Source organism: Pelagibacterium nitratireducens (genome assembly GCF_037044555.1).
Lineage (GTDB): Bacteria > Pseudomonadota > Alphaproteobacteria > Rhizobiales > Devosiaceae > Pelagibacterium > Pelagibacterium nitratireducens.
Genome location: NZ_CP146275.1, coordinates 1,564,580 through 1,576,189, shown reverse-complemented (window position 1 = coordinate 1,576,189; position 11,610 = coordinate 1,564,580). Strand labels below are relative to the sequence as shown.

Annotated in this window: 11 protein-coding genes; 6 read left to right on the top strand and 5 right to left on the bottom strand. The window is 61.2% G+C overall.

Annotation, left to right across the window (positions count from 1 at the left end):
• Positions 1 to 8: 8 nt before the first annotated feature.
• The 3 genes from V6617_RS07870 to V6617_RS07860 form a co-directional block, all read right to left on the bottom strand.
• A complete protein-coding gene (locus V6617_RS07870) occupies positions 9 to 227 on the bottom strand; it encodes a DUF3126 family protein (RefSeq protein WP_014130940.1) in 219 nt (72 codons plus the stop codon).
• Between the two features lie 150 nt (positions 228 to 377).
• A complete protein-coding gene (cysE, locus tag V6617_RS07865; RefSeq protein ID WP_338610255.1) occupies positions 378 to 1,199 on the bottom strand; it encodes a serine O-acetyltransferase in 822 nt (273 codons plus the stop codon).
• Positions 1,200 to 1,296: 97 nt separating this feature from the next.
• On the bottom strand, positions 1,297 to 2,055 hold the full coding sequence (locus V6617_RS07860) for an alpha/beta hydrolase (protein ID WP_338610254.1): 759 nt from the start codon (positions 2,053 to 2,055) through the stop codon (positions 1,297 to 1,299).
• Positions 2,056 to 2,200: 145 nt separating this feature from the next.
• Here V6617_RS07860 and V6617_RS07855 point away from each other — a divergent pair, with 145 nt between their 5' ends.
• From V6617_RS07855 to V6617_RS07845, 3 genes are all read left to right on the top strand, one after another.
• The gene (locus V6617_RS07855) at positions 2,201 to 2,446 is read left to right on the top strand and encodes a zinc-finger domain-containing protein (RefSeq protein ID WP_338610252.1); all 246 of its coding nucleotides are present in this window, start codon (positions 2,201 to 2,203) and stop codon (positions 2,444 to 2,446) included.
• Between the two features lie 6 nt (positions 2,447 to 2,452).
• Positions 2,453 to 3,643 (top strand): FAD-dependent monooxygenase, encoded by a 1,191-nt coding sequence (locus tag V6617_RS07850; RefSeq protein ID WP_338610250.1) that lies wholly within the window; start codon positions 2,453 to 2,455, stop codon positions 3,641 to 3,643.
• A gap of 91 nt (positions 3,644 to 3,734) precedes the next feature.
• Positions 3,735 to 5,102 (top strand): TCR/Tet family MFS transporter, encoded by a 1,368-nt coding sequence (locus V6617_RS07845; protein ID WP_338610249.1) that lies wholly within the window; start codon positions 3,735 to 3,737, stop codon positions 5,100 to 5,102.
• A gap of 24 nt (positions 5,103 to 5,126) precedes the next feature.
• On the opposite strand, the gene gndA is transcribed toward V6617_RS07845, so the two are convergent.
• Positions 5,127 to 6,539, bottom strand: coding sequence for an NADP-dependent phosphogluconate dehydrogenase (gene gndA / locus V6617_RS07840; protein ID WP_338610247.1), 1,413 nt, complete (start codon positions 6,537 to 6,539; stop codon positions 5,127 to 5,129).
• A gap of 297 nt (positions 6,540 to 6,836) precedes the next feature.
• Between gndA and V6617_RS07835 the strand changes: the two genes are divergently transcribed.
• A complete protein-coding gene (locus V6617_RS07835) occupies positions 6,837 to 7,358 on the top strand; it encodes a gluconokinase (protein ID WP_338610246.1) in 522 nt (173 codons plus the stop codon).
• Here V6617_RS07835 and V6617_RS07830 read toward each other — a convergent pair.
• Positions 7,355 to 8,179 (bottom strand): TraB/GumN family protein, encoded by an 825-nt coding sequence (locus V6617_RS07830; protein ID WP_338610245.1) that lies wholly within the window; start codon positions 8,177 to 8,179, stop codon positions 7,355 to 7,357. The two genes, V6617_RS07835 and V6617_RS07830, sit on opposite strands and share 4 nt — an antisense overlap.
• A gap of 189 nt (positions 8,180 to 8,368) precedes the next feature.
• On the opposite strand from V6617_RS07830, the gene V6617_RS07825 reads away from it, so the two are divergent.
• Positions 8,369 to 10,195, top strand: coding sequence for a sensor histidine kinase (locus V6617_RS07825; protein WP_338610243.1), 1,827 nt, complete (start codon positions 8,369 to 8,371; stop codon positions 10,193 to 10,195).
• Positions 10,192 to 11,559, top strand: coding sequence for a sigma-54 dependent transcriptional regulator (locus V6617_RS07820; protein WP_338610241.1), 1,368 nt, complete (start codon positions 10,192 to 10,194; stop codon positions 11,557 to 11,559). The genes V6617_RS07825 and V6617_RS07820 overlap by 4 nt, the downstream gene beginning before the upstream one ends.
• The last annotated feature ends 51 nt before the right edge of the window (positions 11,560 to 11,610 follow it).

The following is an 11,610-nucleotide window of genomic DNA, read 5'->3' as shown; positions in this document are numbered from 1 at the left end:
GCAGCCGATTAGCTGACTTCGTCGAGATCGATATCGAGAATCGAAATCTGCACCATGTAAGACCGTTCACCCTCGTCTTCATCGAGATAGATCAGACCGATGAATTCATCGCCCAGGTAGAGTTCGACCGAGTCGTCCTGCTTGGGGCGGGGGCGAACATCGATGGAGCGGTTGCCGAACTTGTGTTGCAGGTATTTCTGCAGCTTGATGATTTCTTCGTGCTTCACAAAAAGTCTCCATTGCGCGCTATCGCTCGGCGAAGCCAATGCCCACCGCTGGAACGCTATCGATTACAGTCGTTTTGAGGTCGGCGCGACTTTAGCCATCATGGCCCCAAACGCAAGAACGGGGATGATTTTTCCCCGCTGCACACGCTGTCAGTCGCGTGAGACCATGACGATCTGGTCCATGACCGTCGCCGGCTGGTTGCAACCGGCTTCGCCAACCACCTTGGCCGGCACACCGGCCACCGTGGTGCGCTCGGGCACTTCCTTGAGCACCACCGAGCCGGCGGCGACGCGTGAGCAATCGCCAACCTTGATATTGCCCAAAATCTTGGCTCCTGCCCCGATGAGCACGCCATTGCCGATCTTGGGGTGCCGGTCCTGATCGGCCTTGCCGGTGCCGCCCAGCGTCACCGAATGCAGAATCGAGACATGATCGCCGATCACCGCCGTTTCGCCCACGACAAAGCCGGTGGCATGATCGAGCATGATACCCTTGCCGATCCGGGCGGCTGGGTTGATGTCGGTCTGGAACACCTGGCTGGACCGGCTTTGCAGATAGAGTGCGAAATCGCGACGCCCCGTGTTCCACAGCGCATGGGCAAAACGATGCGTCTGAATGGCCTGAAAGCCCTTGAAGAACAGGAAGGGCTCGACGACCCTGTGGCAGGCCGGGTCGCGCTCCAGGGTCGCCGCCAGATCGGCCCGTGCCGAGGCGGTGATTTCGGGATGGCTCTCGAGCATTTCATCGAACGCCTGCCGGATAAGATCGGCCGGAACGTCGGAATGGTCGAGCCGCGCGGCCAGCCGATGGGCCAGCGCCGATTCAAAACTCGAATGATTGAGAATGCTCGAAATCGCCAGTTGCGTGAGGAAGGGTTCGTCGGCGCAAATGCGCTCGGCCTCGACCGTCATCGCATCCCATATGGGATCGACGGCCTTGATGGTGCCGGGCTTCTTGACGCTCGAGGACATGACTTCTCCGCTCGCTGCGATTTTTTCAGATTGCCACATATAGGCGAACCCATTGTCGCAAACAAAGGGTTCTGAGGCAAATTGGTTCACTTTTGCCTTACGCGGGATAAACCCGCGCCAGAAACGCCACCGCGCCCCGCCTGAACTGCGGGTCGCCGGTTGCGCGCATGTGATCGCGGCGCTCGATAACCAGCGCTTCGCCATGCGCCATCAGATTGGCCAGCACCTGGGGGTCGCCGCCCACCTCGTCTTCGCTGCCCACGGCAACCAGAACCGGCACGGCAATCTGGCTGACCTGCTCTTCGGTCATTTTGGTGCGCGACCCGGCCATGCAGGCCGAAAGCGCCTTCAAATCGCTCTTTGTATGTTCGGCAAAAATGCGGAACTGCCGCCCTGTCTTGTGGGTGACATCGGCCAGCGTGGGCGCGTTGAGCCCGGCGATGATCTCGTCGCTGTCGAGCATCGGGCGCACCATATTGCCGCCCAGCCCGCCAAAGATGGCGCAGGCGACCTTTTCCGGGTTCTGGATGCACACGAAAGCGCTGATCCGCGCGCCCATCGAATAGCCGATCAGCGCAGCCTTATCGAACCCGAGATGATCGATGAGATTGGCCACGTCCCGCGCCATGTCCGGAGCGCCATAGACCGATGGATCGTAGATCTTTTCGGACGCTCCGTGACCGCGATTGTCCAGCGTGACGACCTGATAACCCGCCTTGGTGAGCTCATCGACCCAGCCGGTCGCCACCCAGTTGACGTCTCCATTCGAAGCAAAGCCATGAACGGCAATTATCGGCTTTCCCTCGCCGTGAACCTGGTAGGCAAGCGCGAAACCTTCGGATTGGAAAACGGGCATAAGGGATTCTTTCGATTCTGAAATCGCCTTCTCTTACCAAGCCCGCACCGCAGCGCCAACCGCGCCAACATGTCTCTGGCCATGACCGGCCCAAATCGGTATGGTCCGCCCGATTTCAAACAAGCCCAGCCGGATGGTCGCTCTCATGGCACAGCACGGAACTCCTCACTTCCACAATTCCGAAGGATTGGCCCGCATCGAGATCGGCGCCAAGGAATTCCAGTGCGTTGGCGCAAAGCCGCCCTTCGACCATCCCCATGTGTTCCTCGACATGGGCCACGACACCGAGATCGTCTGCCCCTATTGCTCGACGCTCTATATCTTCAGCCCCGCCCTGCCCCATGGTGCGGCCAACCCGCCCAGCGCGGTGTTCGAGGTCGAACACGCCTAGAGCGCCATGGGCGCTCCGCGCACAGTCTATATTGCCGGCGCTGGAATTGCCGGGCTGACCCTTGCGCTGGCGCTGGCCAAATTCGGCCTGCAGGTTGTCGTGCTCGAGCGCAATGCCGCGGTTTCCGAATTCGGCGCCGGGCTCCAGATCAGCGCCAACGCGCGAAAAGTGCTCGACAGCCTGGGGCTTTCTCAAGCGATAGCCGAACGCAGCTTTGCACCCGAAGGGATCGACATCTTTCCCGATGGAAGGGAAACGCCGCTGCAGACCCTCACGCTGGGCAGAGCCATCGAAACACGCTTCGGGGCGCCCTATGCCGTGATGCATCGGGCCGATCTGCTCGACGTTCTCCACAGCGCCGCCAGGCGCTTTGCCAATATCGACATCGTCTTTTCCGTCACCGATTTTGTCCTCGAGAGTTCAGCCAACACCCTGACGGTGAGCGCACAGGACCCGGACGGGAAAAGCCGCAAGGCAAAGCCCTTCGCTTTTGTCGGTGCCGACGGGGTCCGCTCGGTCACGCGAACCCGCTATCTGGACGGCTCGGACGCCCGATACACCGGCAAGGTGGCCTGGCGCGCACTGGTCGCGCCCGACGCGCTCTCAGATGTCCTCGACCTCAATCGCACCAGCCTGCTGCTCAATCCCCATTTTCACCTCGTGGTCTATCCATTGCCACACCGCAACACGGTCAATCTGGCGCTGTTCACGCAGGAAAAAGAGCGCGATCTTTCCGTCCTCGACCACCGCGCACCACGGATAAAGCCCGGCAGGGACAGGCGCTTGGCCCGCATTCTCGATTCAGTGGGCGAAGAATGGACACCCTGGGTCCTTTCGAGCGTGGCAACGCCCGTCTGGCACAAGGGTCCTATCGGGCTTGTCGGCGATGCCGCCCACGCCATGCTGCCGTTTCAGGCCCAGGGCGCGGCGATGGGCATAGAGGACGCTGCGGTTCTGGCGCCCCTGCTCGCCGCCTCGCCCAGCGCCGAGCACGCCTTTTCCCGCTTTGCAGCCTTGCGTCAGGAGCGGGTAAAGCGTGTGCAGGACGTCTCGGCCAGCAACGGGAAAATCTTTCATATGGGCTTTCCCTTCTCGCTGGCCCGCAACGCGGTCATCAGGGTTGAAGGTCCCCAGGGACATTTCAAGCGTCTGGACTGGCTTTATGGGTATGATGCCATTCAAACGGGAAAGAGTTGATCGAAGGCCTCGGAACCGGCTTCTTGGTTCTTGCCTTTCCCACCGCCGATATGCCAACTGAACGCTTGTCCAAAGGCCGCACCCAAAATCCATGCGCGTTAATCCCCAGTCCAAGCTGACGCTCGTATTTATCCTTCTCACGGTATTTCTCGACATCGTGGGGCTGGGCATCATACTGCCGGTGCTTCCGGGGCTGATCGTCGAGCTGTCGCACGAAGGAATGACCGATGCCGCCAAGATCGGCGGCTATCTGATCTTCGTTTATGCCTCGATGCAGTTCATCTTCTCCCCCATCCTGGGAAATCTGTCCGACCGGTGGGGACGCCGACCGATCCTGCTGCTCTCGCTGGTCGGGCTGTCTCTCGATTACCTCATCATGGCCTGGGCGCCCACGCTTCTGTGGCTGTTCGTTGGCCGCGTGCTCTCGGGCATCTGCGGCGCGGCGATGGGCACGGCAACGGCCTATGTGGCCGACATCACGCCCCAGGAAAAGCGCTCGCAACGATTCGGGCTGATCGGGGCCGCCTTCGGGCTGGGCTTTATCGTGGGCCCGGTGATCGGCGGCGAGTTGGGCGAATTCGGGCCTCGCGCACCCTTCTATCTGGCCTCGGCGCTGGCTGCCGCCAATGTGGTGTTCGGCTTTTTCGTTTTGCCCGAAAGCCTGTCGAAATTCCGGCGTCGCCGGTTCAACTGGAAGCGCGCCAACCCCTTCGGCGCGCTCTGGGCCTTCCGCCATACCCCGGTGATCTTCGTTCTGCTGGGCTGCGTGTTCCTGTTTTCGCTCTCCGGACAGACCTATCCCAATGTCTGGAACTTCTTCACCATCGAGCAATTTGGCTGGGGGCCATCGCAGGTTGGCCGGTCGCTGGCCATATTCGGCATCCTGTTCGCGCTGAGCCAAGCCCTTCTGGTCGGATTTTCAACCCGCTATCTCGGTGTTACCGCCACCGTTATCATCGGGCTCACGCTGGCCATGGTCGCCTTTATCGGGGTCTCGATGATCCACACCGAGCTGGGCTTGTGGACCTTCCTGGTCGTCGGCGCCTTTTCGGGTGTCGCGGCCCCGGCACTCACCGGACTTTTGGCCAACAACGCCCGCGCCAACCAGCAGGGTGAACTTCAGGGCGCGGTCAACGCCTCAAATTCGCTGACCGCCATCATCGCGCCGCTCGCGGCGACGCAGATGTTTTCCTTTTTCACCAACAATGATCTGCGGCCCTTCACCTTCCCCGGTGCGCCGTTCTTTGCGGCCGGGCTGATCATTGCCTGCGCCATGGCGCTCTTTATCTTCGCCGCCATCCGCTATGACCTGTCGCACCGGCCCTATGATGAAGCGCGCGAAAAACCGCGCTATGCCCAACCGAGCGGCCAGGCGGTCAATCCGCCCGAAACCGAACTGCCCGAGGACGAGAACGGCAACGGTGAGCCGGAAGGTGCAGCTCAGACCACGAACAAATAAGGCCGGGTTGCCCCGGCCTTCTCGTTATTGACCGATCAGGCTCGGCCATGTGTGGTGAAAATCGCCATCCTTGTCCGAGCGCTTGAACCCGTGGGCGCCGAAGAAATCGCGCTGCCCCTGGGTCAGATTGGTCGTGCCCCGCGCCTGGCGATAGGCATCGAAATAGGCCAGGGCCGACGAAAGACAGGGCGACGGCAATTCATTGATCGCGCAGGTGGCAACCACGGCCCGCAATGCGCCATTGCTGTCCTTCATCATGTCGATGAAGGCCGGTTGGGTCAGAAGATTGGCCGCCCCACCGCTGTCGAACGCCTGGGCAATCTGGTCAAGGAACCGCGACCGGATGATGCAGCCTGCCCGCCAGATCTTGGCGATGGTGGCCAGCGGCAGGTTCCAGCCATTGTCCTCGGACGCCTTGGCCATGACCGCAAAGCCCTGCGCATACGCTGCGATCTTTCCGGCCAGCAGCGCCTTTTCCAGCGCCTCGAGCGAAATGGTCGCCTTGCCTTTGGCGCCCGCGCCGTAGATTTCCTCGCCCCGGACGCGCTCGTCCTTCATCGCCGAAATCGACCGCGCGGCAACCGCACCTTCGATCGTGGTGGCCGACACGCCCAGATTGAGCGCTTCGATGGCCGACCAGCGGCCAGTACCCTTCTGGCCCGCCGCATCGAGAATGACCTCGACCAATGGCTTGCCGGACTCATCGTCCATGGCGTTGAGCACATGGCTGGTGATTTCAATGAGATAGCTATCGAGGGGGCCCTTGTTCCACTCCTCGAAAACCTTGGCACACTCGGCGGGACTCATGGCCAGCCCGTCGCGCATGATGCCGTAAATCTCGCCGATCATCTGCATGTCGGCATATTCGATGCCGTTGTGGATGGTCTTGACGAAATGGCCCGCCCCGCCGGTCCCCAGATAGGCGCAACACGCCTCGCCATTGAACTTGGCGGAAATGGCGGTCAGGACGGCCTCGGCATTGTCCCACTGGGCTTCCGAACCGCCGACCATGATGGAGGGGCCGTGCCGTGCACCCTCTTCTCCACCCGACACCCCGATGCCCAGAAAGCCGATGCCCGTGCCATCGAGCTCTGAAAAGCGGCGTACGGTGTCGTGGTAATTGGCGTTGCCCGCGTCGATGATGACATCGCCCTCGGAAAGCAGCGGCTTGAGTTCGGCAATCACCTGATCGACCGGATCGCCGGCCTTGACCATGATGATGACCGAGCGCGGCCGTTTGAGCATGGAAATGAACGTCGCCAGTTCGCCGCTGCCCATCACGTTGGATTTCAGGTCCCCGGCATTGGCCAGAAACGCATCCACCTTCTCAGCGGTGCGGTTGTAAACGGCCACCTTGTAGCCGTTGTCGGCAATGTTGAGGGCAAGATTTTCACCCATCACCCCAAGCCCGACAAGGCCGATATCTGCCTCTTCCATGCACAAAGCCTCTCAACTTTCGTGTGCGGTCAGGAAAAGCTGCAGACTTTTCCGCTTCGACCGCGCGACCAAATAAGGACCTGGAACGCCGTGTCCATCGGTTGGGCGACCCCTGGTTCCAGTTCTATAGTCCTTGTCTCTAGCCCTCGACGGGAGCCGGGGCAAGTTGTGCCGAACCTCCGGCGTGCATCATCGCGCCCTGCTGTCACTCCGATGCATCAATGGCTTGCAACCGATTGCAGCGCGGGCGGGACCGTGGCAGGTAAGAAAACCTCATCAAGCAACACCCGGATCGCCATGCCGTCACCTGCCTCCAGCAAACCCCGTCTCATCGTCGTCATGGGCGTTTCGGGCGCCGGAAAATCGACAATCGGGGAGGAGCTGGCCGAACGGCTGGATGTGCCCTTTATCGACGCCGACAATCTCCATCCGCGCGCCAATGTCGAAAAGATGCGCGGCGGCACCCCGCTCGAGGATTCAGACCGCTGGCCGTGGCTGGAGATCGTTGCCGACGCCATGCGCAACACCGCCGACACCAATGGGCGGGTTGTCTGCGCATGCTCGGCCCTGCGCCGATCCTATCGCGATTGCCTCACAAACCGGGCCGAGGAACCGATCGGCTTCGTGCTGCTGCATGGGGACAAATCGGTCATTGCCGAGCGCCAGGCCAACCGTCCGGGCCATTTCATGCCATCGGCCCTGCTCGACAGCCAGTTCGCGACCCTCGAGCCGTTCGGACCCGACGAGCACGGCATAACCATCGACGTGGCACTGTCGATCAAAGAGATCGTCGACGAAGCGGCTGCGGCACTCGGCTAGCGCCGCTCGACCGTATAGCCGCGTTCTTCCAGAATTTCGGGAATGGAATCCGGGCCGACATAGTGGCCCAGCCCGACGGCCACCAAAGATGTCCCCTTGCCCGAGAGAATGTCCTCGATACCATCGGCAAAACCGAGATTGCGCTCGGTAAACAGCACATCGTAGAACCCTTCCAGTTCCTCGGCGATTTCGGCGGTTTCCCTCTCCAGAGTGGAAAGATCGCCGTCGATCCAGCTTTCCAGTTCATCGACCAGACTGATCTTGGCTTCCTCATATTCGACTATGGTCTGGCGCAGCACGTCCAGTTGCACGGCCTCGTCCATGCCCGAAAGCGTTTCGAACTGTTGCTCGAAGGTTTCAAACCCCATCACGGGAATGCCCATCCGGTCGGCCCGGTCCTTGATGTGCATGTCGATGCCGCCCTGCGGATCGAACCCGGCATCGACCAGCATCAGGCTCGAAATCTGCAAATACGCGTACCAGGGGCGCAAGTCATCGAAACTGTCGAGCGGCACCCCATGCTCATCGAGAATGGTTTCAAGCCCTGCCATTTCCTCGTCATCAAGCAATGAAGACAGCGGACGGTCAGGCGACATGCCCGATTCCATTATGAGCCCGAACAGGTTTTCCGGAGGATCGAAACTGGCGAGCTCGAGCCAGACGTTGTCGGCCGCATCGAGAATGTCGGCCAGTTGCGGGCTTTCCCAATCCACGCCGTCGCGCATCATATGCACGGTGCCAATCATATAGACGGTCGAATTGTCGTCCTCGATAACCCAGATCGGTGGCTCGGGCGTTTGGGCGGCAAGCGGGCCGGCCATTGTTCCAAACAACAGTCCAGCCGCAATCCTTCGTGTCCATCGTCCAAACGCCATAAGTTCAACCTTTCAAGTCGATAAGCGGAATGGGGAGAACCCCCAGTCCAAGAAATTGTTTCGAAAAGTTCATCTCGCCATTACTATGGCGCCATGACCCTTGCTCAAACCATTAGCGCGCCGCTTCATCGGCCAATGCCACGCCGCTGGATTGCGGCGGCTGGCTTTGCCGTGTTCGCCATGGCGGCGGTGGCCTTGTGGGGCAGCGGCTACGCCAACCGGCTCTATTTCGACGAAGCCAATGCGCGCGGCAACAACACCCTGCGTCTCGCGGTCGCCGTGTTGCGTGGCCACATGGAGCGCTACGAAAGCCTGCCCAGGGTTATTGCCGATTTTGATGACATCAAGGCCGTGCTCGCCGATCCCGGCAATCAGGACCTCGTTGCCGACGTCAACACCTATCTCAAGCAGATCAATACACAGTTCGAATCCTCCGACATCTACGTTATGGGCGAAGACGGAACGACAATCGTCGCCTCCAATTACGACAGCGATACGCCTTTCGTGGGCGAGAATTTCCAGTATCGCCCCTATTTCTACGACGCAATCGAGGGGGGCGAAGGCCGCTTCTTCGCTCTTGGCACCACATCGTTCAAGCGCGGCTATTATTTCGGCGCGCCGGTTCTGGTCGATGGCCAGTTCAAGGGTGTCGTGGCGGTCAAGGTCGACGTCGATTCGATCGAAGAGACCTGGCGCGGCGGCGACTATCTCATCGTGGTGACCGACCCCGAGGGCATCATCTTCATGTCGAGTCGGGCCGACCTGCTCTACAATTCCATGCTGCCGCTGACCGCCGACCGGTTGGCCCGCACCGCCGAAACCCGGCGCTATGCCAACGCCGAACTCGTCGAGCTGCCGTTCCGCGAAACCGGAGACGCGCGTCATCGCCTGCTCAGCATCGAGCGCGAGGCGACGGCCAGCGAATATCTTGTGGTCTCCGAATCCATGCCCGAGGCCGACTGGACGGTCAGCGTCATGCTCGACACCGCCTCGGCCCGTGCCCAGGCGCTCACGACCACCATCATCGCCCTCCTCGCCATCGCGCTGGGCACATTGGCCGGTGCAATCTACGCCCAGCGACGGGCCCGCTTGCGCGAGCGCATGCACCTGCAACGCGAGGCCAAGGAAATGCTCGAGCGCCGCGTCACCGAGCGCACGGCCGAACTTGCCAGCGTCAATATCAAGCTCGAAGAAGAAGTGGCCGAGCGCCGGGTGACCGAACAGATGTTGCGCAAGACCCAATCGGACCTGATTCAGGCTGGCAAACTCGCCGCTCTGGGTCAGATGTCGGCTGCCCTGTCGCACGAATTCAACCAGCCGCTCTCGGCCGCCCGCAACTATGCCGACAACGCGCTGGTCCTGATCGATCGTGGACGGATCGAAGACGCGCGCGCCAATGTGGGGCGCATTTCGGGGCTGATCGACCGCATGAATTCCATCTCGGGCCACCTGCGCAATTTCGCCCGCAAGCCCAAGCAAAAGCTGACAAATGTGCCGCTCGATCTGGTGATCGGCGATACGATCGAACTGATAAACTGGCGGGTGAAATCGACTGGCGTGGACCTGATCGTCGACATTGAACAAGAACCGCTGACGGTCATTGGCGGTCCGGTTCGCCTCCAGCAGGTCCTGGTCAACATTCTCACCAATGCCATCGACGCCGCCGAAACCGGAACCGACCGCCGCATTGAACTGACTGCACGGCGAGAGGAAAACCGGGTCGCCGTCACGATCCGCGACCACGGGCCGGGCATCGCTTCGAGCCTTGCCGAGCGGATCTTCGACCCGTTCTTTTCCACCAAGGGAGTCGGCAAGGGGTTGGGGCTCGGGCTTTCGATTTCCTACAACATCATCAAGGACTTCGGAGGCGAATTGCGCGTGGAAAACCATCCCGAAGGCGGCGCATTGTTCACCATCGAACTCCAAAGCGTCCAATCCGGGTTTGCCGAGGCCGCACAATGAGCGGCGCAAAGATCATCCTCGTCGACGACGAAAACGAATTGCGTCATTCGACCGCCCAGGCCCTGGAACTGGCCGGCTTCGAGGTCATCGATTTCGCTTCGGCCGAACAGGCCACCCATTTCGCCGGGTTTGGCTTTAAAGGCATCGTCATCACCGATATCCGCATGCCGGGCCCGGACGGCCTGACATTGATGAACAGGCTGCACGAACTCGACCGCGACATACCGGTGATCCTGATCACCGGCCATGGCGACGTCCAACTGGCAGTCCGCGCCATGCGCGAAGGCGCCTATGATTTCATCGAAAAGCCGTTCGTGACCAGCCAGTTGGCCGAGATCGCCGCCCGCGCCCTCGAATACCGCAAGCTGGTGTTGGAAAACCGGGTCCTGCGCGCTGCAGCCGGCCAGAGCGATGATCTCGAACAGCGGCTTTTGGGCCGCTCCAATCCCATGGTGGAGTTGCGCCGCAAGCTGCGAACCATCGGCCCGACCGACACCGACGTGTTGATCGTCGGCGATACGGGATCGGGCAAGGAGGTGACGGCCCGTGCCCTGCACGATCTCTCCCACCGCTCGAGCAAGCCCTACGTCGCGATCAACTGCGCCGCGCTGCCCGCCAATCTGATCGAGAGCGAACTGTTCGGCCACGAAGTCGGCGCCTTTCCAGGCGCCATGCGGGCCCGGTTCGGCAAGTTCGAACTGGCGCAGGGCGGCACCATCCTGCTCGACGAGATCGGCTCGATGCCCATGGACGTCCAGGGCAAGCTGCTCCGCGTCATCCAGGAACGCACCATAACCCGGCTGGGCTCAAATGATGGCCTGCCGCTCGATGTGCGGTTTGTCGCAACCTCGAAAACCCCGCTCGAAGCCAATGTGGCGGAAGGAACGTTCCGGGCCGACCTGCTTTACCGGCTCAATGTCATAACGCTGGAAATTCCTCCGCTGTCGGAGCGGCGCGAGGATATTCCCCTGCTCTTCCTGCAGCTTCTGACCGAAGCGGCAGCCCGCTACCGGCGCGAGCCGACCACCGTGCCGCCGCAGGTCCTGACAGCACTCAGCGAACGCCACTGGCCCGGCAATGTGCGCGAACTGCGCAATGCGGCCGACCGCTACATCCTCGATCTTGGCCTGCCGTTCATTGAAACGGTCAGCCACAATGGCGCGGTGGAAGGCGACTCCCGGCTGGCCGAGCGGGTCGCCGATTTCGAGCGCGGCGTCATAGAAAGCGCGCTGATCGCCCATGCGGGCAGCCTCAAGCCCGTTTATGAATCGCTCGGGCTGTCGCGCAAATCGCTTTACGAAAAGATGCAGAAATACGGGCTGGAGCGCAGCCGTTATCTGCCCAGCGAGGCCGAGGCCGACTGAATTCGGGTGCGCTTGTGGGGGAATCCACACACCGGACGGGGCCGATGTTAC